Source organism: Lentisphaerota bacterium (assembly GCA_016873675.1).
GTDB lineage: Bacteria > Verrucomicrobiota > Kiritimatiellia > RFP12 > JAAYNR01 > VGWG01.
This window is the reverse complement of sequence record VGWG01000015.1, coordinates 1-23,420: the sequence shown is the minus strand read 5'-3', so window position 1 is coordinate 23,420 and position 23,420 is coordinate 1. Positions and strand designations below refer to the sequence as shown.

Annotated in this window: 18 protein-coding genes; 4 read left to right on the top strand and 14 right to left on the bottom strand. The window is 63.8% G+C overall.

Annotation, left to right across the window (positions count from 1 at the left end; all coding sequences use genetic code 11):
• The first annotated feature begins 6 nt into the window (after positions 1-6).
• The gene (locus tag FJ222_03620; protein MBM4163515.1) at positions 7-1,335 is read left to right on the top strand and encodes a phosphomannomutase/phosphoglucomutase; all 1,329 of its coding nucleotides are present in this window, start codon (positions 7-9) and stop codon (positions 1,333-1,335) included.
• Positions 1,336-1,452: 117 nt separating this feature from the next.
• On the opposite strand, the gene FJ222_03615 is transcribed toward FJ222_03620, so the two are convergent.
• The 8 genes from FJ222_03615 to FJ222_03580 form a co-directional block, all read right to left on the bottom strand.
• Positions 1,453-1,863, bottom strand: coding sequence for a type II toxin-antitoxin system VapC family toxin (locus FJ222_03615; protein MBM4163514.1), 411 nt, complete (start codon positions 1,861-1,863; stop codon positions 1,453-1,455).
• Positions 1,860-2,108: an AbrB/MazE/SpoVT family DNA-binding domain-containing protein gene (locus FJ222_03610; GenBank protein MBM4163513.1), complete on the bottom strand. Its 249-nt coding sequence runs from the start codon at positions 2,106-2,108 to the stop codon at positions 1,860-1,862. Before FJ222_03610 ends, FJ222_03615 begins: the two co-directional genes overlap by 4 nt.
• A gap of 139 nt (positions 2,109-2,247) precedes the next feature.
• Entirely contained in the window at positions 2,248-2,382 is a 135-nt protein-coding gene (locus FJ222_03605) for a hypothetical protein (GenBank protein ID MBM4163512.1), read from the bottom strand.
• A gap of 6 nt (positions 2,383-2,388) precedes the next feature.
• Positions 2,389-3,438 (bottom strand): tRNA (adenosine(37)-N6)-threonylcarbamoyltransferase complex transferase subunit TsaD, encoded by a 1,050-nt coding sequence (gene tsaD / locus FJ222_03600; protein ID MBM4163511.1) that lies wholly within the window; start codon positions 3,436-3,438, stop codon positions 2,389-2,391.
• Positions 3,439-3,457: 19 nt separating this feature from the next.
• Complete coding sequence (locus tag FJ222_03595; GenBank protein MBM4163510.1) at positions 3,458-4,933, bottom strand: S41 family peptidase; 1,476 nt, start codon at positions 4,931-4,933, stop codon at positions 3,458-3,460.
• Positions 4,869-5,561 (bottom strand): L-ribulose-5-phosphate 4-epimerase, encoded by a 693-nt coding sequence (locus FJ222_03590; GenBank protein ID MBM4163509.1) that lies wholly within the window; start codon positions 5,559-5,561, stop codon positions 4,869-4,871. Before FJ222_03590 ends, FJ222_03595 begins: the two co-directional genes overlap by 65 nt.
• A gap of 26 nt (positions 5,562-5,587) precedes the next feature.
• A complete protein-coding gene (locus tag FJ222_03585) occupies positions 5,588-7,297 on the bottom strand; it encodes a ribulokinase (protein ID MBM4163508.1) in 1,710 nt (569 codons plus the stop codon).
• A 23-nt stretch (positions 7,298-7,320) separates the two neighbouring features.
• Positions 7,321-9,948, bottom strand: coding sequence for a glycoside hydrolase family 2 protein (locus tag FJ222_03580; protein ID MBM4163507.1), 2,628 nt, complete (start codon positions 9,946-9,948; stop codon positions 7,321-7,323).
• A gap of 243 nt (positions 9,949-10,191) precedes the next feature.
• Between FJ222_03580 and FJ222_03575 the strand changes: the two genes are divergently transcribed.
• The 3 genes from FJ222_03575 to FJ222_03565 all read left to right on the top strand — a co-directional run bounded on the left by FJ222_03575 (position 10,192) and on the right by FJ222_03565 (position 13,930).
• Positions 10,192-11,433 carry an aminoacetone oxidase family FAD-binding enzyme gene (locus tag FJ222_03575; protein ID MBM4163506.1) on the top strand — a complete coding sequence of 414 codons (1,242 nt, stop codon included), beginning with the start codon at positions 10,192-10,194 and terminating at the stop codon, positions 11,431-11,433.
• Between the two features lie 119 nt (positions 11,434-11,552).
• Positions 11,553-12,173 (top strand): hypothetical protein, encoded by a 621-nt coding sequence (locus tag FJ222_03570; GenBank protein ID MBM4163505.1) that lies wholly within the window; start codon positions 11,553-11,555, stop codon positions 12,171-12,173.
• Between the two features lie 14 nt (positions 12,174-12,187).
• A complete protein-coding gene (locus tag FJ222_03565; GenBank protein MBM4163504.1) occupies positions 12,188-13,930 on the top strand; it encodes a hypothetical protein in 1,743 nt (580 codons plus the stop codon).
• A gap of 49 nt (positions 13,931-13,979) precedes the next feature.
• Here the strand turns inward: FJ222_03565 and FJ222_03560 are convergent, their stop codons facing one another.
• The 6 genes from FJ222_03560 to FJ222_03535 form a co-directional block, all read right to left on the bottom strand.
• Positions 13,980-17,021, bottom strand: coding sequence for a type I restriction endonuclease subunit R (locus tag FJ222_03560; protein MBM4163503.1), 3,042 nt, complete (start codon positions 17,019-17,021; stop codon positions 13,980-13,982).
• Positions 17,022-17,039: 18 nt separating this feature from the next.
• Entirely contained in the window at positions 17,040-18,248 is a 1,209-nt protein-coding gene (locus tag FJ222_03555) for an ImmA/IrrE family metallo-endopeptidase (GenBank protein ID MBM4163502.1), read from the bottom strand.
• On the bottom strand, positions 18,245-18,538 hold the full coding sequence (locus FJ222_03550) for a type II toxin-antitoxin system HigB family toxin (protein MBM4163501.1): 294 nt from the start codon (positions 18,536-18,538) through the stop codon (positions 18,245-18,247). Before FJ222_03550 ends, FJ222_03555 begins: the two co-directional genes overlap by 4 nt.
• 130 nt (positions 18,539-18,668) lie before the next feature.
• A complete protein-coding gene (locus tag FJ222_03545; GenBank protein ID MBM4163500.1) occupies positions 18,669-20,096 on the bottom strand; it encodes a hypothetical protein in 1,428 nt (475 codons plus the stop codon).
• A complete protein-coding gene (locus FJ222_03540) occupies positions 20,093-21,238 on the bottom strand; it encodes a DUF1016 domain-containing protein (protein ID MBM4163499.1) in 1,146 nt (381 codons plus the stop codon). Before FJ222_03540 ends, FJ222_03545 begins: the two co-directional genes overlap by 4 nt.
• Positions 21,235-23,229 carry an SAM-dependent DNA methyltransferase gene (locus FJ222_03535; GenBank protein MBM4163498.1) on the bottom strand — a complete coding sequence of 665 codons (1,995 nt, stop codon included), beginning with the start codon at positions 23,227-23,229 and terminating at the stop codon, positions 21,235-21,237. Before FJ222_03535 ends, FJ222_03540 begins: the two co-directional genes overlap by 4 nt.
• Positions 23,230-23,420: the final 191 nt, after the last annotated feature.

The window sequence follows — 23,420 nt, the reverse complement described above, 5'->3', positions numbered from 1 at the left end:
ACACCTATGGCTGGCATCTTCAAAGCCTATGACATCCGGGGCATTTACGGAACCGACCTGACGGCGGAAACTGCGTACCGCATCGGCCGCGCGTTTGTTACCTATCTGGGCGACTGCTGCCGGAAGGTTGTGATCGGACGCGACATCCGCCCGCACTCAGAACCCCTGTTCGCCGCGCTGGCGAAGGGGATCAACGAACAGGGCGCAGACGTGATCGACATCGGTTGGTGCTCCACGCCGATGTCCTATCATGCCAACGGCCGACTCGGCGCCGACGCCTCGGTGATGATCACCGCCTCACACAACCCGGGCGAGTGGAACGGCTTCAAACTCTGCCGCAAAGGCGTGGTGCCGATTTCCGGAGCCTCTGGAATCGCCGATATCGAACGGATCGTTCAGTCGGGGTCTTTTGCGCCCCGGGCGGCGCGAACCGGAACCATCACGACCCATGACATTCTCCCTGCGTACACGGCCCATGTCGCCGGTTTTAATCATGCCGGTGGGCCGCTTCGCATCGCCGCCGACATGGCCAACGGCATGGGCATCTGGGAGGCCAAGACGCTGACGGGGCTGCTGTGCATCGACCCCCTGTTTGACACGCCCGATGGCACATTCCCTAATCACGAGGCGAACCCGCTGAACGTCGAGACGCTCGAAGCTCTGCAGGAACGCGTCCGCAGCGGCAACTATGCCTTCGGCGCGGCGTTCGACGGCGACGCCGACCGTGTCGGCTTTGTGGACGAAACCGGCGCGGTCATCCCCATGGATCTCGTGACCGCGCTCATCGCCCAGGATATTCTCTCCACGCGGAAAGGCGTGATCTTCTACGATTTGCGCTCGTCGTGGATCGTCAAGGAGACGATCCACGCGGCGGGAGGCACGCCGATGATGTCGCGTGTCGGCCATGCCTTCATCAAGCAACAGATGCGCGAACACGACGCCCTGTTCGCGGGCGAGCTGTCGGGCCACTACTATTTCAAAGACAACTACACCACCGAGTCGTCGGCGCTTGCGGTCCTCTCGATCGCCAACATTGTCAGCCGAGCCGGCAAGCCGCTCTCGGCGCTCATCGCTCCCCTGCGCGTCTATAGCGCGAGCGGCGAGATCAATACCCATGTCACCGGCGACCCACGCGCGATCCTCGCCGGTATTAAGGCGGCCTATGCCGACGGGAACGGCTTCGAGCTGGACGGCATCTCCGTGGAGTACGCGGACTGGTGGTTCAACGTCCGCTGCTCCAACACCGAGCCGCTCGTCCGCCTCAACGTCGAAGCCAAGACCCGCGACCTGATGATCGGCAAACGCGACGAGCTTCTCGCCCGCATCCGCGGCTGATCCGGCAATGGGGTCAGAAGCGAAGCGTATTCTTGCCGCATGTGGGATAAAATGTTTCGGAACCCGCCAGCCAGTAGCCAGTGCAACACTGGCTACTGGCTGGCGGGGCGCGGAATACTACGTCCCGGTGTGTGTCAGCAAACGGAAAAACGGAAATGAGGTGGCCTTTTTGTCGAAAGTGAGTCCTTCCGTGCAGCCGCAAGATTGTGCGCTCAGGGCAATGAGAAGATCAGAAACATCCAACTGGTTTTTGCGGCCTTCGAATAGGAGCCGGTGGAGCACTTGATCCTTCTCGAATTTCAATATCGGCATGTTCTTCAGGTCTTCCAGCGCGTCGAGAATTTCTGTTCGGGTCTTATCATAAGCGCTTTCCAGAACCCAGAACGTTTCGAGCAGCACCACCAGAGGCACGAACAACGTTTCGCGTGCGGACTCGGCCCGCTTGAAGCGGGCATAGACGAGATGTGCCTGCGTTTCGTCGTCGCGCACCAGAAAGCGGACGAGGATATTCGTGTCGAGCGCAATCATGATTGTCTCGCCTGCATTCGCCGGGCAATGGCCTGATTCATTTCGGCCACGGTCCTTCGCGCCTGACCGGATTTGTGCAGGCGACCAAAGACCTGATCCACCGTGCGCGTGGCCGGCCGCATAATGGCTTCGACTTCACCCTGCACGATGAACACAATCCGATCGCCGGTGTGAAGGCGCAGAGTATCTCGGACGGTCTTAGGAATAGTAATCTGACCTTTGCTTGTCAATGAGGCTGTGACCATGTCGGTTGATTTCCTTACTGCTCTGTTTTTTCTTACTATACTGTAAGGCATATCGCATGTCAACCCGCGAAGCAGCAATGCTCGGCGGGTGTCATCCTCCTCGGTTCATTCTGTTGGAATGCCTTGTTTCCCTTCCGGATTATCTGTACGCATCCTTTCGATCATCGATCGATAGAACGAACACCATGCGCTCGGACTCATCCAGAGCAAAAAAAATACGATAGGGTCCTACTCGATAGCGCCATGTTGCTGGTGTGTAACCCTGCGCATGCATATACAGTCAATTGTATTCTATTGCCAGACTCGGCACGGCGTCGAGGGCGAGGGTCTGGTCGCCGCAGGTGCCGCCACCCGCGCCGGCCAGCCCGGCGATCATCGCGGCGTTGTCGCCGCAGTATCGGGGTTCGGCCAGCAGCAGGCTGACCCCCCGGCGCGCCGCCACAGTCTGCAGGCGCTCGCGCAGGGAGCGGTTGAGGGAGACGCCGCCGCCGGCCGCCAGATAGCGATAGCGTCCGCCCGCCAGCGCCCGGTCACAGCGTTCGGCCAGCGCCGCCACGATCGCCTCCTGGTAGGCGGCGGCAATCGCGCACACATCGTCATCGCCCTGCGGCGGCTGTTCCCGAATCAGGTACAGCAGCGCGGTTTTGAGTCCGCTAAAACTCACGCACAAGTCGGCCCGCATCCCGCACAGCCCGGGATTGTCCGGCTGCACGCGCCCGCGCGGAAAGTCGAGGCCCGGACGCAGCGCAGCCCCGCGCGCGGCGCGATCGATCGCGGGGCCGCCGGGATAACCGAGGCCCAGCAGTTTGGCCGCCTTGTCAAAGGCCTCGCCAGCCGCATCGTCCAAGGTCTGACCGATCACGGTGTACGCGCCGATGGCCGGCACATCAATCAGGCAGGAGTGGCCGCCCGAGACCACGAGCGCCAGCAGCGGAAGGGCCTCCGCCGGGTCCGGCGCGCCGGGCGAGAGAAACACCGAATGGACGTGCGCCTCGATGTGATTGATGCCAATCAGCGGCTTGCCAAGCGCCACCGCCAAGCCCTTGGCGGCCGAGAGACCCACCAGCAGCGAACTCGCCAGCCCCGGTCCATAGGTCACGGCGATGCCATCAATGCCATTCCAGCCAATGCCCGCGCCTTCGACAGCCTCCCGGATGACCGACCCAACCTTCTCGACGTGGCTGCGCGAGGCAATCTCAGGCACGACACCGCCATACGGCTGATGCAGCGGGATCTGGCTGTAGACCACGCTCGACAGCACCTCCCGCCCGCCGCGCACCACCGCCGCCGCCGTTTCGTCACAGGAAGTCTCAATGCCAAGAAGGGTCATGGGGCTCGGGCTGAGAGGGTTATTCAGAGGGCGGGATTGCTTCGGGGCTCGTTCCCTGCGGCGCCTGCGATGCCTCGGCGTCCTGCGCGTTGCCGGGCGCCGCCGGACGCAACCGCGCGAGGGCCCGTTCCAACTGGGTGTCGACAGCATCGGCCACCGATTCGCGTTGATCGACCGGGTAGGCGTCGGGCATCTCCTCGTACAGCCGCTTGAGCTGCACCTGGCGCCACTGCTCCTGCTTCATGGGAATCGCCTCGCCCGGCACAATCCCTTTCCCATGAATCAGCCGGCCCAGCGGCGTGAAATAATGGGCGGTCGTGAGCTTTACCGCGCACGACGGCCGCGTCTGGGTCGGGATCACGTTCTGCACCGAGGCCTTGCCGAACGAGGTCTCGCCCACAATCACGGCGCGCGCGTGGTCCTGCAGGGCGCCAGCGACGATCTCCGATGCGCTGGCGCTGCCGCGGTTGATCAGCACCGCCAGCGGCAGCGCCGCATCGTGGTCCGGGCCCGCCGCGCGAAACACCCGTTCCTGTGACGTGCCCGCGCGCCCCCGGATGGTCACGACCGGCGCGCGCTCGGGAAGAAAATGCTGCGCCACCTCCACCGCCGATTCGAGCAGGCCGCCCGGATTTCCCCGCAGGTCAATGACCAGACCCTTGAGATTCTGCGCGCGCAGGCCCCGCAGCGCCCCGTCAAACTCGGCCGGGGTCTTCTCTCCAAACTGGATGATGCGGACATAGCCGTTGCCGTCTTCGAGCAGACGCGCGCCCTTGACGCTGATCAGCCGGATCTCGTCGCGCACAATCGTCACGTCCCTCGGCTCGGCCCCCTCTCGGTGGATCGTGAGGGTCACAGCCGTGCCGCGCGCCCCCCGCAGGCGCCTGACGGCTTGATCCACCGTCATGCCACGAGTCGTGGTCCCCTCGACCGCCGCGATGCGGTCGCCCGAGTGTAGCCCCTGGCGAAAGGCCGGCGAATCCTCGATCGGCGCAATGACGGTGAGCATGCCGTTCTGCACGCCGATCGTGATGCCGATCCCGCAGAACGATCCATGGGTCTCCTCTTGGAGCGCTTCATAGGTTGAGGGCTGCAAAAACGCACTGTGCGGATCGAGCGAAACCAGCATCCCGTCGATCGCGCCATAGAGCAGCTCGCGGAACGGTCGCTCCTCGACATAGCCCTGCTTGACCAGCAGGATCGCCTCGACCAGCAGGGCCATGTCCTCATAAGCCACATCGCGACCGCTGACCACCACGCCCGCATCGTTCGTGGTCGCCAGCTCGCGGGTGATCGCCGCCACCGCCGACTCTGTCGGCGGTGTGGTGCGGCACCCGGCAGTCACAAACAGAAGCAGTGCCAGAGCCGGACAGGCCCATCGGAGCCAGTGGCGAGACTGCCAGACTGACCGGCAACGACGTGTGTTCATGTTATCGGGCCTGCCCGTAATAGGCGTTGGGTCCGTGCTTCCGGCCAAAGTGTTTCTCAAGCACATAGGTCGGAATCGGCCCGATACCGGGGTTGATCTGGAGTGTGCCGAGCGCCATACGCGCCACGGCTTCGAGCGCGACGGCGTTGTGCACCGCCTCGCGGGCGCTGGCGCCCCAGGCGAAAGGCCCGTGGTTGGCGGCCAGCACGGCCGGCACATGCGCGGGAGCCAGCTCACAAAAACGCTCGATGATCACCGCGCCGGTGTTAGCCTCGTAGTCGCCCGTCACCTCGGCCTCGGTCAGCACGCGCGTCACCGGAACCGGCCCGTGGAAGTGGTCGGCGTGAGTCGTGCCCAGGCACGGAATCTCGCGGCACGCCTGTGCGAACATCGTCGCATGAAACGAATGGGTGTGCACCACGCCGCCGATTTCCGGCCACGCGCGGTACAGCGCCAAGTGCGTCGGCAAGTCGGAGGAGGGGCGCAACGCGCCCTCCACGACCCGGCCGTCGAGGTCGGTGACGACGAGGTCGCCGACCTTCATCGCGTCGTAGGCCACGCCGCTGGGCTTGATCACCACCCGGCCCGAACGCCGGTCAATCGCGCTGACGTTCCCCCACGTCAGGATCACCAGCCCGTGCCTGACCAGATCCAGGTTGGCCTCCAGAACTTCCTGCTTGAGCGCCTCCAGCATGTGTGCCTCCGCTTTCGAGCCTACCCTTATTGCCGCGCCTTCTGGCGGATGGCGATGAGTTTCTTCATCACCCCCTCCAGATCGGGATGCAAACCGGTCTTGCCAAATGCGTCGTGCAGCGAGCGGTACACCTCGTACAGCTCGGCGTAAACCTTGACGTGGGCCGCGATGGGCTTGTAGACGATGTCTTTGACGCCGGTCATCGCCTTCTGAGCCGCCGCCGTGGTGCGGTACGCGCCGCCCGCAACCGCGCCAAAAATCGCCGCGCCCAGCGCGCAAGTCTGCGCCGACCGGCTGATCCGCATCGGCCGGTTGCAGACATCCGCGTAGATTTGCATCAGGAATGGACTTTTCTCGGCAATGCCGCCGCAGGTCACCACTTCACGGACCGCGACCCCATGCTCCTCGAAGCGCCGGATGATCGTGCACGCGCCGAAGGCCGTGGCCTCGACCAGCGCGCGAAACAGCTCAGGCGCCGTCGTATGGAGCGTCTGCCCCACCATCAGGCCGCTGAGCAGCGGGTCGACCAGTACCGTGCGGTTGCCGTTGTTCCAGTCCAACGCGACCAACCCCGACGCGCCCGGCTTCTGCCCAGCCGCCGCCTGTTCGAGCGCGGCGATCGACGCGCCGTCGCTGGCCCGGCGATACTCGGCGGGACAGCCGTTGCGCGCGAACCAGAGGAAGATGTCGCCCACGGCCGACTGTCCGGCCTCGAGGCCAATCATGCCGGGAACGACCGAACCGGGAACCAGACCGCACACGCCCGGAATGTCGGCGATCGCGGCCCGCTCCGGCCCGACGAGGATGTCGCACGTCGATGTGCCGATGATCTTCACCAGCCGCCCCGGCTTGATCCCCGCCCCAACCGCGCCATGATGTGCGTCGAAGGCGCCCACGGCGACGGGCACACCACGCGGCAACCCGACCGCGCGAGCCAGATCCTCGGTCAGAAAGCCCGCGATCTCGTCCGACGCCATCGTGGTCTCATACAACCGGTCGCGCAACGCTGCCAGCTTGGGCGAGAGCTTCTTCAGAAACGCCTTGGAAGGGAGTCCGCCCCAAGCCGTGCCGAACATCGCCTTGTGCCCGGCCGCGCAAATCGACCGCGCGATCCGCTCGGGCTTCATGTTTCCAGTCACGAACGCCGGGACGAAATCGCACAATTCGACCCAGGTATATGCGGCGTCAAATACCTCGGGAGCCGTCTGTTCGCAGTGCCAGATCTTGGACCAGAACCACTCGCTTGAATAGGTGCCGCCGCACTTGGCCAGATACGGGACGCCCGCCTGGTGGGCCGCCTCGGTGATGCGCGCCGCCTCCGACCAACCCGTGTGGTCCTTCCACAGCCACGCCTGCGCCGCCGGGTGCTTGCGGAATTTCGGTGTCATCGCCAGCGGAATGCCGTCGGCGTTCACCGGCAGCGGCGTCGAACCCGTGGTGTCGACGCCGATGCCGACCACCTGTTCGGGAGAAAAACCTTTGACCTTTTTAGCCGCATCACGCACCACCGTGGCGACCGTGTGGATGAAGCCGTCGATGTAATCCTGCGGATTCTGCCTCGCGACATTCGGATCCTTCGGGTCGAGAATGATTCCCGCTTCACCGGTCGGATAGGGGAAAACGGCCGAAGCGACCTCCGTTCCGTCAGCCACGTCCACCAACAAAGCCCGGCAACTGTTCGTGCCGTAATCCACGCCCAGCGCATACGCCGCCTGCTTGCTCGTCTGTTTCCTCATCTGATCCTTCCTTTTCTGAACCATTAACGCTTTTTTCGTGTGCGAACCGTCTTGCCGCCTTTCCGTGTCGCTTCCTGTTGGGCCGCGACCCGCCGCGCCAAGAGGGCCACCCGGTTCAACGGCAGGGCGGCCGGCACGGGCGCTTCACCGCACGGATCCTGATAGGTGTCCCAGACCGACCGCAGGACGAGCGCCTCGCGAAAATCGTCGATCTTCATCCGAACGGCTGGCGTCACCCGGATGCGCATCGGCCGCGCCGGTTCCAAGCAAATGAAATTGTCGTCGAATTTGGCATCGATACCCTTGAGCGAGGCCCACAGCCACAACACCGGAACCTTGGAAGACAGGGTGACGGCGTAGCTGTTGTCGTCCCAGGCGCGGATCTCGACCTTGAGATTCGGCGGATGCCATTCGATGTGCTTGGGCCGGCAGAAGGTCACCACGTTCCACGAGACCGCCGCGCCCTCGCCATCGAGCATCGTCAGCCACACGATCAGGTTGCGCGCGCCATGTTGGGCAATCAGGTCCGACAGCGCCAGCGTCGTCAGCAGAGCGGTGCTGCCGGCGGCGAGCATCACCGGCATCGCGCCGCTGCGGACGACTTTGCCGTCAACCCGCGTGATGCGCCAGGCCAGCTTGCCATTGAAGGGCTTGAGCGGGTCGTTGCCCGCATGGATGTCGACAGTTCCGTCCTCGGGCTTTTCGACGCCCGACACAAGCAACGGCGCATAGAAGCGGCGGGCCATGTAATGCAGCGCCTTCCAGCGGCCCTCGTAATCGATCGACGCCCAGCTCGCGACCGGCCAGCAGTCGTTGAGCTGCCAGTACAGGGCGCCCATGCAGCGCGGTCGGTTGCGCCGCCAATGCTCCACCGCATACTTGATCGCCATTCCCTGCTGAATCTGGCTCAGCCACAGCGTGTTCTCAAAGCCGTTCGGCATGCGGTACCAGTCGAGCATGTAGTGCATGATCACCGCATTGCCGATGCCGCTGCGCTGGTGCCGCTCCATCACCGGGCTGGTGATGTTGCGGTCGCACGGCGCGGTGTATCGCTCCACCGCGCGCGGTTCTGGAAAACTCTGAAATCCGAATTCGCTGCAAAACCGGTGGTGGGATGTGCGGTACCATTCGAACGGCTGGCGGCTGTGCCACACGTCCCACAGGTGCGCATCCCCGCGCGCGGGATCGGCGTGATTCTTCCGGTCGCCCGGGGGCGGGGTATGGGGACTGCACGGCCAGTAGTCGCGCTGTGGATCCTGCTCCGCAACCACCCCGGCGATGAGTCGGTCGAACAGCTTGCCGTAATCCTCCCAGCTCATCTGCCTGCTGCTCCACGTGTCGCCCACCAGCCCCTGCTCCAGCTCGTTGTTGCCGCACCACAGCGCGATCGAGGGGTGGTGGCGCAGGCGGCTGACGTTCTGCTCGATCTCGATCCGAACGTTGGCCATCCAGGCCTCGTCGAACGCGGGATAAGCCGCGCAGGCAAACATGAAGTCCTGCCAGACGCAAATGCCGTATTCGTCGCACAAATCGTAAAAGGCGTCGCTCTCGTAGATGCCGCCGCCCCAGACGCGAAGCATGTTCATGTTCGCCAGGGCCGCGGCTTTGATGAGGCGGGCATACTCCACCCGCGTGAGGCGGACGACGAAAGCGTCGGCCGGAATCCAATTGGCCCCTTTGGCAAAGAACGGGATTCCGTTGATCACGAACTGGAACGACTCTCCCCAGGTGTCCTCGTGGCGATCCAGCCGCAACGTCCGCAAGCCGACGCGACGGGAGGCGTGCGCGATGTGAACGCGCTGCTGCAGCACGTTGAGGACCACCTCGTACAGCGGCTGGTCGCCCATGCCGGCGGGCCACCACAGTTGCGCGTTGCGGACATCGATGTGCAGATGCGTCCGGCCATCCGACCATTTTCCGCGCGCCTCGGCAATCACGGCGCCCTTGTAATAGACCCGCGCATGGGCGTCGAGCGCCACCCCGTCGCGAGACGGTGCGATCTCCGCGACACCGTCAATGTCGAGGCCGACCACCCCCTGCTTGATCCGGGAGTGGTCCTGACGCACCCGCACATCGGTGATCCGGGCGGTGTTGAAGGCCACGATCTCCAGTGGCCTCCAGATTCCGGAACTGGTCAGCACCGGTCCCCAGTCCCAGCCGAAGCTGCACGGCGACTTGCGGATCCAGGGGCGGAGGGCCGTCTCATGCGGCGGCGCCCAGCCCGGCAGCGGCCGCTCGCCCGCGGCCCGGCGCTCGATGTAGGCCAGGGGCGACTCGAAGCGGATGCGGAGGGTGTTGCGCCCCGTCCGGATGACGCCCGTGACGTCGAACTCCCATGTCCGGTACTGGTTGTCCGTCGTGCCGAGCTCGGCGTCGTTGAGCGTCACGGTGGCGATCGTGTCCAACCCCTCGCAGCGGAGCAGCACCCGGTCAAACGCGCTCCAGTCCTCCATCTGGAATGTCCGTTCATACACCCAGTTCTCGCGGGTGATCCACTGGAGCCCAGCCTCGTTGTCCCGGTAAAACGGATCTTCGATTTCTCCAGCCGCCAGCAGATCGGTATGCACGCACCCGGGGACAGTCCCGGGCCACGACGGCTTCGACCCCTCCTTTGAGAATGTCCACGCGCCGCATAAATCAAGTTGTTTCATTGTACCTCGGGAATCCGTTCAGCAAAAGTCCGCCGCCTCGCCACGCAAGCTCGCCGGCGCGCGTCCGCCCCAACACCCTTTCGACGGATGGAAGTATCCTTGTTTTACACCCCGATTGTCAAGGAGCGCGTAACGGAGCTGCGCAGGATGAGCGCCCGTATTGACACGCGATTCCTGATGCGATACCGTCTTGGCGTCTAGGGTCTGCAGATGTATCTCGGCATACGGAGAGCGGGGCTTTGAATGGATGGCGAAACCGACGTGGCTGTGGTTGGAGGCGGACCCGCCGGGCTGATGGCGGCAATTGCGGCCGGCCGACGCGGCCGACGCGTGACGGTGTTTGAACGGCTGGCTGATCCGGGGCGGAAGCTGCTGGCCAGCGGCGGCGGACGATGCAACCTCACCACGGCGACCCATCCGGAAACCTGGCCGGTGGCGTTCGGCCGCTGCGGCCGGTTCATCGTCCCCGCGCTGGCGGTCCTCGGACCGGAGGCGATCCGCGCGTTCTTCCTCCGCGAGGGGGTGCCGACGGTCGTGCAGGCGGACGACGCCTGTGTCTTCCCCCGGAGCCAGCGGGCGGCGGACGTGCTGGCGGCGCTCCGGCTGGCGGCGGAACGGGTCGGCGCACGTCTGGTCTGCGGCGAACGGGTCGAGCGGCTGACTCAGGCGCCCGGGGGAAGGATCACGGGCGTGATCGCGGCGGGACGGCCGACCCGCGCTCACGCCGTGGTGCTCGCCGCCGGCGGATGCGCCTACCCCGCCCTGGGGTCGGATGGCAGCGGCCTGGCCCTCGCGCGCGAGGCGGGCCTCACGGTGGTCGGCCCGGTCCCGGCACTGGTGCCGCTGGTGACCGCCGAAACCTGGCCGCACGCGCTGAGTGGAATCGTTCTGGAACGGGCGCGTATCCGCCTCGCCGGGAAGGGCGAGGACAAGGCGGGGCGCGTCGGGCCGCTGCTGTTCACCCACCGCGGGATCAGCGGCCCGCCCGTGCTCAACCTGTCCAGAGAGGTCTCGGCGCGGCTGGACTGCGGCGCCCCGGGCGTGGTGCTGCTCGTGGCCGCGCACGCGGATCGCGACGCGGTTGCCTGGAGGCGCCGCTTTGATGAATGGGGTGCCCGGCTGGGGCGACGGGCCTGCCACAACGTCCTCTCCGGCGAGATGCCTCGCGCGCTGGCCGAAGCCCTGTGTGCGCAGTCCGGCCTGATGAATGTGCCGCTGGCTCAGGCGGGACGCAAGCGGCTGGAGGCGCTGGCCGCGTGCTGCGGCGGCGCCGCGCTGACGGTCACGGCGACCGATGGCTGGAACCGCGCGATGGTGACGCGCGGCGGGGTGGCGCTCGATGATCTGGATCCCCGGACCCTGGCGTGCAGGCGGGTTCCCGGCCTCTTCTGCGCCGGCGAACTGGTCGATCTCGATGGCCCGTGCGGCGGCTACAACCTCACCTGGGCATTCGCCAGCGGCTGGCTGGCGGGGCTCTCGGCGTGAGCGAGGGCGGAGGAGGAAGAAGGACCAGGATGCGCTCAGAAGTTGCAATGCCCTGACTCTCCGGCTGACAAAGATTCCGCTTTGGTGTATAGTGTCCCCGTGAAAGGGATTTCGCTACCATGACGCCACGTCTAAATGCCTTGTTCATTGTCACCGCAATCACGTTCGCGCGTGTTCCTTTTGTCTTTCTGTTCATGGCGCTCGCGCTCGTCGAGGCGTTCCGGCCCTCTCTGGCACTGGCCGTGATCGCGACGGCCTGCCTCGTCATCGCCGCAGTCACCGATCTGTTTGACGGCCTGCTCGCACGCCGCTGGCGGGTGGTGAGCGCGTTCGGCGCGATGGCGGATCCGCTCATGGACAAGGTCTTCTACCTCGTCGTGTTCCCGACCCTGCTCTACCTGCTTGCCCGGCAGCAGCCTGCCGAATCGGTCCACGCCGTCGTCATGCTTGTCTTCACGGTCCTCTACATTTTGCGCGATCAGTGGGTGACCTTCCTCCGCTCCGTCGGTTCGGCCTACGGCGCCGACGTCCGAGCCAATTGGATGGGCAAGCTCCGCACCGCCATCAGCTTTCCCATTGGGTGCATCATTTACGTTTATCTGGCCTGTCACCCGTTCTGGCTTCCCCGCCCGTTGATTTACACTCTGGAGGCCTTCGCCATCCTCGTCAACTTTGCCTCCATTGTGGTCTACACCAAGCAGTACCTCCCCTGGCTACGCCGCGCGATTGCGGCCGCCTAAACCCCGCACCCGGCATGTCCGACACCGCGCCAACGCTTGCCGACGCCCTCTCGGCTGAACGCGACCGGGTGATTGACGCCCTTTCGGATGACGCAGTTTCGGCCTTTGCCGCGACCGATCCGGCCTTCACGTCGGGCGGATTCCGCCCCGGAAACACCGCGCTCATCCGAACGCGCCTCCGCGTTCTGGCGGCGGCGACCGACGGACTCTCGGACGCGCTGCGGCGGCTGCTGGCGCACGGTTCGCTCAACCGCACCCTGATCGCCGACCTTTCCGAATCCGCCATCGCCGACCTGCGCCATGACCTCGCCGCGCTCTTCGGCCCCGCCCGCATCCTCCTGGCGCTTCAACTCGATGAGCGGGAAACCGTCCGCGAGGCCGCCGCCCGCTGGCTGCGCGCGAATCCGCCGTTCGCCCCGGTCGATCCCGCCGCCGCCACTGCGCGTCTGCGGGATGTCTTCGGCCGACTGCTGGACGCCTGCGGCGTCGCTGGAACGGCGCCGCCCTTCACCCTCACTCTTACCCGCGAGGCGTGGCAGGACGAGAAGGCGCATCTGAACGACCAACTCCGAGACCTCCGCGTCCAGCTTCGCGCGCTCAAGGATTCTGCCGCGCGCGCGGTCCGGCTTCAGAAACTCGCCGACGCCCTCACCGCCGAACGGGACGATCTGGCCGCCCGGCTAGATGCGGAAACCGCCGAGAAACGACAGGTGATCCGTCAGCGCAGCGAGCTGGAGGCCGAACTGGGCCGCGAACGGACGCAACGCGAGGAGCGTCTGCGCGCCGCGCTCGACAGCCGGCTGGCCAGCGAATTCGCGGGCTGGATCGCCCATGCGCGCACCGTGGAGGCCGCGGCTGCCACCGACGTGATGAGACACCGCGATGCGCTTGAACAGGTCGAACACGCCCTCCGCAGACAGGCCGCCGCCGACCGCCATTCCGGCAACCGAGCCACCCTTCTCGCGCGGCTCGACGCCCTCGATGCCGCCCGCGCCCGCGCCCGCGACGCGCTCGCCCACGCGCTGGTGCAGACTCCCGAACTCCCCGCTGCGGTCCGAGCACTCGATGACGAGATCCAGCGCATCCGCGCCATCCTCAGGATCGATGAGCCTGTCTCCCCGCTGGAAGAGACCCTCACCGCCCGCCTCCACACCGCCGATGGCAACGCCCTCTACGCCATCCGTTCGCTGACCGAACGGCTCACCCCGTTCGCTGTGCTCGAACCAGGCGCGATCAACCGGATCGACGCCGCGATCAACCGCCGTCAGGCGGCCCTGCTCTCTCGCGGCGAGATGCCGGAGGGAAAGGCGCCCGAGCCCGTCCTGGCGCTCCGGCGCGCCCTCACCGGCCGCGGCAAGGCCATCCTCCTGATCGACGGACACAACCTGCTCTTCGCCCTCCAGGGGCGCTACATGCCGCCCTCGGGCGCGGCTGTCCCGGACCGCGAGAAGCGATCGCGGATGATCGCGGACCTCGTCCGCGTGGTCGGCCCCCACCCCTCCTGCCGCGTCTGGATCGTGTTCGACGGCCCCGTCTCCAGCGAGGAAACCCCAGCCCCGAACGTCCGGGTCTCCTACTCCGGTGGCGTCGGCGAACACCGGGCTGACGCCGTCCTGCTCGACGACATCCGATTCCTGCGCGGCGTCGACGCCGAGATTCCCGTGATTCTCGCCAGCAACGACAACGCCCTCTGCGGACAGGCCCGGCGCATCGGCGCCGTGACGATCGCCGCCACCGACATCGGCGCGCTGCTGTGAACGGCCGGGCAAATCCGGCCCCAGGGCAGACGGGCGGATGCGGACGGGATTACGCCGCCGATGACGAAACGGCCTGGGTGAGGGCGTAGATCATGTCGGAGACCGAACGCTTGAAGGCGTCGTTTTCGACGAACTGCTTGTAGACCTGGGTGTCGTCGCGCAGAAGGGTGAGCATGACCTTCTCAAGGGCCTTCTCGTATTCGATGCGGGCGGTGGAGGGGGTGTTGGCCCTGGCGTTCTGATAGGCCGGATCAGCGGCGACTTTCGGCGCAATGTCTTCTTTGAACCGACGGATCACGCGGTCGCTGTCGGAGAACAGCGTGCCGTACTGGGCGTTGAAGGTGTCGAGGATCTGTGTGAGTGTGGCAAGATCGGCCTCGGGCTTATGGCCGACCTTATCCACGGGAATCGGCGCGATCTCCGCATCGGCGTCGGGAAGCGGGATCTTGAGCGCGTCTTTCTTCTCCACGCGGTAGCTGTCCATGTCGACCGCCTGGATGATGGCGTCGGATAAGCCGTCGTCGGGCGGTGGCGGAAGCTTGGGGAGCAGGAGGGTCAGGAAGATGGAGAGCTTCTCCCATTCGCAATTCGTATAGGGAAGCAGAGACGCCAGAAACTCGTAGGTGCGGACGAATCGTGTGGCGCCGCCTTTGAAGCGGATCTTGGCGTCGGTGTCGAGGGACTCGATGTAGATGAGAGCGCACGCGTCGAGTATCGGGTCCAGGGTCTCGCGGGGCGCGCCGGTGAGAAAGCGCTCGCAAAGGGTGTCAACCTGCTGCGGCGAGTAGACCTGTTCGGCATCCAGGGCCGCTTTGAGATCGTGGAGTTTGTTGGGATCGGTCTCTTCGCTGAGAAGCGTAGTGCGATAGTAGTCGGCAAAAGCGCAGGTGATCGTTTCGGAGTTATTCTGGAAATCGAGCACGAAGACGTCCCGCTTCCCCGGGCAGGAGCGGTTCAGGCGCGAAAGCGTCTGGACGGCCTTGATGCCCGAGAGGGGCTTGTCAACGTACATGGTTTGCAGCAGGGGTTCGTCATACCCGGTCTGGAACTTGTCGGCGCAGATCAGGAAGCGGTAGGGCTCTTCCTGAAACGTGCCTGCGATGTCATTGGAGGGGAAGCCGTTGAGCGACGCTTCGGAGACCTGTGCGCCGGCGAACTCATGCTCGCCGGAGAACGCGACGATCGCCTTGTAGGGGCTCTTGCGTTCGACAAGGTAGGCTTCGAAGGCACGGAAATACTGGATGGCCTGCGCGATGCGGTTGCAGACGACCATGGCGCGGGCATGGCCGTTGATCTTGCCGACGCCGCCGGAGAGGAAGTGATCTACCATGATTTCGGCTTTGAGGCGGACGGCGTGATCGTGGCCCTCGACGTACTTGCGGAGCTTCTTGAGGGCCTTGCGGGTGTCGAACTCGGGGTCCTCTTCGACCTTCCTGACGAGTTTGCAGTAGGTGTGGACGGGCGTGTAGTTGGCAAGCACGTCGAGGATGAATCCCTCGTCAATGGCCTGCTTCATGGTGTAGCTGTGGAAGGGGCGGTGCCTGACCTTGCCCTCGGCGTCGGCCGGCAGGGCATCGCCGAACATTTCGAGGGTCTTGTTCTTGGGCGTGGCGGTAAAGGCGAAGTAGCTGGCGTTGGTCAGCATCTTGCGCGCGGCCATGCGCGATTCGAGGGCGGCGTTGACCTTGTCTTCGGCGTCCTCCTCCTCGTCGTCTTTCGAACCGAGCGCTTTGCTCATGGCCGAGGAGGTCTTGCCTCCCTGGCTGGAGTGGGCCTCGTCGATGACGATGGCAAAGGTCTTGTTGCCGGACACGGCGATCTCGTCGAGAATGAAGGGGAACTTCTGGACGGTGGTGATGATGATCTTCTTGCCGCTCTCGATGAAGGCTCGCAGGTCGCCGGAATGGTGGGCGTGCCCCACGGTCGCGCTCACCTGCATGAACTGTTTGACGGTCTTCTGGATCTGCTCGTCCAGGATCTTGCGGTCGGTGACCACGACTACGGAGTCGAAGAGGGCGGATCCGGCGGGACGGAGGGCGATCAACTGATGCGCCAGCCAGGCGATGGAGTTCGATTTGCCGCTGCCGGCGGAGTGCTGGATGAGATAGCGTTTGCCGGCGCCGCAGGCGGCGACATCGGCAAGCGCCTTGCGCACGACGCCGAGCTGGTGGTAGCGGGGGAAAATCTGGACGCGCGTGGACTTGTGCGTCTTGGGGTTCTTGATCTCAACGATCTGGGCGTAATTCTCAAGAATATCGGTGAGGCTTCGCGGGGCAAGCATCTCTGTCCAGAGGTAGTCGGTCTTGAGGCCGGCGGGGTTGGGCGGGTTGCCCGCGCCGTCGTTACAGCCCTTGTTGAAGGGGAGGAACCAGGATGCCTTACCCTTGAGATGGGTACACATGCGGACCTCGGAGTCGTCCATGGCGAAGTGGACCACACAGCGGCCGAACTCGAAGAGCCTTTCGCGCGGGTCGCGGTCGCGTTTGTACTGCTCCTCGGCGTCAGCGGCGGTCTGCTTGGTGAGTTTGTTCTTCAGTTCAAAGGTGGCGACGGGGAGGCCGTTGATGAAGAGGCAGAGGTCGAGGGCGCGGCGGGTCTCGTCGAGGCTGTAGCGGAGTTGGCGTGTGACGGAGAAGCGGTTCTTGGCGTAAAGCGCGGCGGCGGCGGCGTTGCCGGGCGAGGGCGTGCCGTAGAAGAGGGTGAAGTCGAGGGACTCGTGTTTGATCCCCTTGCGCAGGACGTGGATCACGCCGTGTTTGCCGATCTCCGAGGAGAGGCGGGCGAGAATTTTGAGCCGCTTGATGTCCTTGGCGTTGCCGTAGTCGGTGATGCCCAACTGCTTCAGGGCGGCGGGCTGGGTGTCGGCGAGGAAGCAGAACAGGGGGGAGACGTCGAGCGCGTGGGCGCGGTCGTAGGAGCCGGGGACGCCGGCGAACCAGCCGCTGCCGGCCGGCGCGGGGGCGGCGGGGGCGGCCGACGGGTCGGCGATGGCGGCACCGTCCCACGAGCCCGTCTCAAGGCCCTCCGTGCCGGTGAGGTGGCGCATGATGAGGGATTCGAGACCTTTTTCGGTGGTGTCGGTAGGGTTCATGACGATTACCTGCCCTCGCTAATCAGAACTCTTTTCAAGCAATCGGCGAACTCTGCCTGTGCCAATCAAGCTTGGGAAAAGTCTGTAGTCGTGCGCTTCAAACTGGATTCGACCTGCAGGAATGGCGGGGTTTATGCGGAGAGATGCTGCGAAACGAGTGACATCGCAGGGCCTTGATCTCGGCGTGAGTTTCGATGCCTGCCATTTGGAGTCGGGAATGAGTGCGTTGGCTGCGAAGGCGTCAGCCTCTGTCTCACACAGACACTTGCCCTTTTCTTGCAGGTCGTCGAAGAAGATCTCAATGCCGTCTTTGTCTAGATGTAGCACGACGTGGGCCAGCTCGTGGAAGAGGGTGAACCAAAAGTTGTCGAGACGGTCAAAGCGGAGCGAAAGTGCGATGACTGGAGAGCCGTCTGGCAGTTTCATGGCAGCGCCGTCGAGGTAGGTCTTGGGCAGATGCCGTTCAATAACGAGGTGGATGCCGCTCTTGTTGAGAAACTCCTTGGCGAGCTTGGGGCCTTCCTCCAGATAGCTGAGGCGTGCCAGTTCTGTGAGGAAGGCGTGATTCAGCGTGCCCTTCGCGTATGGAGGCAAGGCTTCGTTCTGGGCGAGGGCCATGACGCGGATACGCCAAGCCGCAAGAGCCTGTTCATCACACTTCTTGCCTGAGCGGACATTCTGGCGGTTGAGTGCGAGGCCCAGTGTGGCTGGCCCGAGCAGACCGACAAACGCGGCGGCAAGATCCTCAATCTGGTGTTTGGCTTCGGCCAGCGTCCCGTTGAAGCCTGGGAACCAGCCGCGCTTGACCATTATGGCGAGCGGGAAACGTTTGAATGCCTGGACTTCCTCTTCTGCCTTGAGCTTTGCTCCGGGTTCCTTCAAAAGAACTTCGGCAGGAATGCCGAGCCCGTTTACCAGGTTCCGGATCATCGTGAGACTCAGATTCCTCTGGCCCGAGAGCACCTCCGAGACCTTGCTCGGGCTGCCGAGATAAGGGATCATGTCCTTATTCTTAAGCCCCTGCTGTTCCATGCGAAAGCGGATGGCAGAGATGGGATTGGGCAGGTCAATCGGGAAGGTTTGCTTTTCGTACAGCGCGACGAGGGTGGCGAGCAAGTCAAGCTCGTCACCTTCTGGCGTGCCAGGCGTCGCGTCGAAAAGCGCTTCGATGCGCTTCATGGCGGCTTCGTAGTGCTCTGCCGTCTTGATCAGTCTTGCTTGCATCAGATCACCTGTGCGTCGATGTTGTCGTACTCTTCGTGCGTCCCCACAAACCGGATATACAGTATCTGGAAGCTGTAGTTGATCCAAACGACCAACCGGTACTTGTTGCCGCAGATATTGAACACGACTCGCCCTTTTTTGAGGATGCTGGCGTTCCCATACTTGGCCTTAACGTCTGCTGGCGTCTGCCACGTAGCGTGCTCAGCTTCCTTGAACCACGCCTTCAGCTCCTGTTCAGTGGTAGGCTGCGTCGTCCAGTAATCGCTGAGAGTCTTACGAGCAATGACGCGCATATTATTCCCTGTTTGGGTTATCCTGTCAATACTGAATTCCCAAATCGGGAATATCGTGCGGCGGGGGTATTGGAAACGAAAAGCGGCGTCGCGCGGGATACCGCTTGCCGCCGCACTCCAAAACGGGCGCTCATGCTTCGGCCTCCTCGGGTTCGAGGGCGGGATCGTCGGCGGCATCGGGTTCATCGGGGGAGACGGACAGAACGGACGCAACGGGCTCGGTTGCGGGCAGGGATGCGGCGGCGGCGCGGACGTCGAGCTTGCCGGTCACCACGTCGGCGGACAGGCGGGTGCGGTATTCGCGGAGCAGGGCCATCGCGCGTTGGAGGTTGGTGATGGCGGTGCGCAACGGAGCAATTGCTGTTTCAATATAGGCTAAAACGGCCTGTTGTTCATCTATTGAAGGAGTCGGTACTGCAAGGTTTGCATATTTGTCCGCGCCGATATTTTGAATTGTCGCTTTAATGAAGATTGAGTCCTTCCAGCGGAGGAAAGCGGTACTCTGCGTGAAAGAGAATAGATATTCCGGTATGACTATACTCGTGTTCGGTCGAGCGCGAATGAGGTAGCCAGCGTAACAAGCTTCTACGGTATTCGTGCGAACTAAGAAAGCTTTTCCGACTGTTGCTCCACTGCGCGCGAACAGGATGTCACCGTCCTCCACGAGGTAATCCTTAGCCACCTCTGGCGGCAGAGAACGGAATGTGTCAGGACGAAGGCTGCCGTCTCCGTTGAAGTCCGTGATACGCAGGTAACGTGGCCAGATTGGATTGTCAAATTCAGCAGCTGCGTTGGCACCGTATGTCAATTTTCCTCGAATACAGAATCGCAAGCGCCGCACCTCCCAATGCGCCGGGATGTCGCCGAGCCACGGGATGCCGGAGGGTTTGAGGGAGACGTTGGGATCGAGGCCGCGGGTGACGGCGCGGTGGATGATGGCCTGCTTCTGCTCGTTGAGCAGCGCGATGATCTTGCGCTTGGCGCGGATCGCCCGGTCGATGCGGCCGTGGGCGTGGTCGAGGAAACGCACGATGGCGGCTGGGTCGTAGGGCGGGGGGAGGGGCGTGTAGATCACCTTGAAATGCTCTGGCCGGAGGCTCCACATGTCGGACGTGATCCCATAAGACCAGCGTTCAGCCTCTTTCGCAAAGAGCGGGGTACGATAAAGATGATGGAAGTAGCGCGGCACGTTTGCGTCTTCGCGAAGGCGCATAACGACGTAGGCGGGACTGATGATGCCGCGAAGGTCGGATGCGGCAATCGCACCCTGCCATGCGCGCATTTTGTTGTAGGCGATGTCGCGGGGCTGGACGAGTTTGTAGGCCGACTTGTTGAGGTTGGAGCTGTCTTTCTTTGAACTGTCGGCAAGGAGCGTTTCTTGGCTGACGATGCCGCGGGTGATTGTGACTGAAAGCATCTCCTCATCGGGATGCTCGCGGTCTTTCACTTCGTCGAAGATAGCACGGTTTGGCAGCACCGGCCAATGGCGCGGAACTGAACCGAGCCAGGGTTGGCCGGAGTCCTTGTACGCGGGATAGGGCTGGAGGGAGTCGGTCACGCCTGGCCTCCGACGGCCGGCAGCCGTCTGACGGCCTGTTCCTGCGCATGCATGATTGCCTGGTGCAGTCGACGGCGCAGCAGGGACAGCGGCGGCAGTTCGGTCAGGTACTCGGCAACGCGAATGGATTTGGCGTCGAGTTCGAGCAGTTCCACTTGCTCGGCGTCGGCACCGGAGCACAGGATCAGCCCGATCGGGGCGTCTTCGCCGGGGGCGCGCTCGTATTTATCCAGCCAGCGCAGGTACAGCTCCATCTGACCGACATGCGCGGGCTGGAAGGATTCCAACTTCAGTTCGACGGCGATCAGCCGGCGCAGATGACGGTGGTAGAAGAGCAGGTCGAGATGAAAGTCGTCCTTGCCTATGCTCATGCGCTTCTGCCGCGCAACGAAGGCGAAGCCCGTGCCCAACTCCAGCAGGACGCCCTCGATCTCGCGCAGAATGGCGGTTTCAAGGTCGCGCTCGCTGTAGGTCCCCGTGAGACCCAGCAGGTCGAGCAGGTAGGGGTCGCGGAAAACGAGATCGGGGCTCATCTGCCCGTTCCGTAGTTTGGCGATCTCCCCCGCGATCATGGCTTCCGGTTTCTTGGACAGTGCCGTTCGCTGGTACAGCATGCCGCCGATCTTCTGCCGGAGCGTGCGCACGTCCCAACGTTCGATGCGGCACATCTCGGCGTAAAAGTCGCGGGCGAGCGGATCCTTGATGGGTAGCAAAGCATGAAAATGAGACCAGCTCAATTGTTGCGACAGCGTTACAACAATCGCCTCATCGGGGAACAACTGTGCAAACTGGATCATGCGGGCAATCTCGGCATAGCTGAAGCCGCGCCCGTACTCCACCATCAATTCTCGTGACACGGTCACGAGAATCTGCTTTCCATAGGCGGCGCGTCCGCCCTGAAGATTTTCGTGCAAGAGCCTCCGTCCCATGTACCAGCAAAGCAGGGTCTGGGTAGCACAAACGACCGTGGCGATCCGCTGGCGTGCGGACTGGATCAGCGCTCTCAGATCCGTGAGGAGCGCGGCTTCATTGACCACCGGCGGAACGTCATTTCCAGTGCCACACCTCGATACCCGATTGTTTTTGCTCTGCAGCGCGGGTGGCTTGCGCGTGCGGCGGGAAGGCGTCGGTTTCCTGGTCATCGCGGCCCTCCCTTCAGCAACCCGTCCAGCAGGCCCTCGGACTCCTGCTGCACGGCGAGGATGTCGGCGCGGATCTCGGCGAGGGTGCGCAGGGGTTGGGGCTTGTAGAAGTGGCGGGTGAAGGAGATTTCGTAGCCGACCTTGGCGGAGTCGGGTTTGATCCACGCGTCGGGGGTGTAGGGCAGGACCTCGCGGCGGATGAAGGCTTCGATGCCCGCTTTCGCGGTGGCTTCAGCGGGCAGGCCGCCGGGGAGGCCTTTCTTGGGAGCCGGTTCCGCATCCTCGGACGGGTCGGGCTCCTCGGCGGGATCGGACCAGTCGGCAAGCATCTTTTCGACCTCCGGGCGGATGGTGGCGAACGCGATGCAGAGGGCGTCGCCGAAGCGGTCATAGAGTTCGGCGCGGAGCGCCTCGTCGCCGGAGGCGAAACGGAGGGCGTCGACGGCTTTGAGGGTCAGCCGGCTGTGGAGGCGGAGAGGGCGCTCGACGGTGACCTTCCAGTAACCGAAGGCGGCGTTGGGGAAGATCTTGGATTGCGGGGATTCGGTGAAGGAGAGGTAGGCGTCGCAGATGCGGGCGATGTCGTCCTCGGAAAGCTCGCAGTTTTTCTTGCCGAGATTCTTGCGCAGGGGCTTGAACCATTGGGAGGCGTCGATGAGCTGGACCTTGCCGCGGCGATGGTCGGGCTTGCGGCTGGAGAGCACCCAGACGTAAGTGGCGATGCCGGTGTTGTAGAAAAGGTTGAGCGGGAGGGCGACAATGGCCTCCAGCCAGTCGTTCTCGATGAGCCAGCGGCGGATATTGCTCTCGCCCTGGCCGGCGTCGCCGGTGAAGAGCGAGGAGCCGTTGTGGACCTCGGCGATGCGGGAGCCGAGGGCGGAGGTGTGATCCATCTTGGAGGCCATGTTGGCGAGGAAGAGCATCTGGCCGTCGCTGGAGCGGGTGACGAAGGAGAGTTCCTCGCCGTTGTGCATGACCCGGAAGCGGGGGTCGCGCATGCCGTCCTTGCCGCCCATGAGGTCGAGATCCTTCTTCCAGCTCTTGCCGTAGGGCGGATTGGCGAGCATGAAGTCGAAACACTTGGCGGGAAAGGCGTCGTTGCAGAGGGTGGACCATTCGGCGCCACCGACGATGTTGTCGGCGTTCTGGCCCTCGCCTTTGAGGAGCATGTCGGCCTTGCAGATGGCGTAGGTCTCGGGGTTGATCTCCTGGCCGTAAAGGTGGGTTTTGACGTTGCGGCTGCGTGTGGCGGTGAGGCGTTTGAGCGTCTCCTCCGCGACGGTGAGCATGCCGCCGGTGCCGCAGGCGCAGTCATAGAGGGTGTAGGAGCCGGGCTTGATCTTGTCGGAGACGGGCAGGAAGATGAGGTTGGCCATGAGGCGGACCGCGTCGCGTGGCGTCCAGTGCTCGCCGGCCTCCTCGTTGTTCTCCTCATTGAACTTGCGGACAAGCTCCTCGAAGACGGTCCCCATGGCGTGGTTGTCGAGGCCGGGATGGCGCTGGGAGCCGTCGGCGTTCAGGACGGGGTTGGGGCTGAGATTGATGTCGGGGTCGAGGAACTTGTTGATGAGCGTGCCCAGCGCGTCGGCTTTGGAGAGCGTGGAGAGCTGGTTGCGGAACTTGAAGTTTTCGAGGATGTCCTGGACGTTCTGCGAGAAGCCGTTCAGGTAGTCGGTGAAGTCGGCGAGAAGCTGCTGCTGGCTGCCGCGCGACTGGAGATCACGCAGGGTGAACTTGGAGGTGTTGTAAAAGGCCTGGTCGGCGGCTTGGCAGAGGGCGGCGCGCTGCTCGGTGATGCCCGCCTTGTCGAGCATGGCCTTGGTGTCCAGAACGGCATGCTTTGTCGGTTCGAGGACGGCGTCCATACGGCGCAGGACGCACATGGGCAGGATCACATCCGGGTACTTGCCGCGCTTGAAGAGATCGCGGAGCACGTCGTCCGCGATGCCCCAGATGAAGGAAACGATTTTGTTGTGTGTCGCCTGATCCATTTCTCACCCGCTTTTTTCATGCTGCCATGAGAGAGGAAAATGGGCAGAGATCATAGCATAAAGTGGCACTTCACGAGAATCTGTGGGTGGTAGTTGATTAAGAAAGGCGCATCCGGTTATCCTTCTTGTACACAAAACAGAGGAGGATAAACGACACCGGATGCGCGTAGAAACTTTACTAAACCACATGG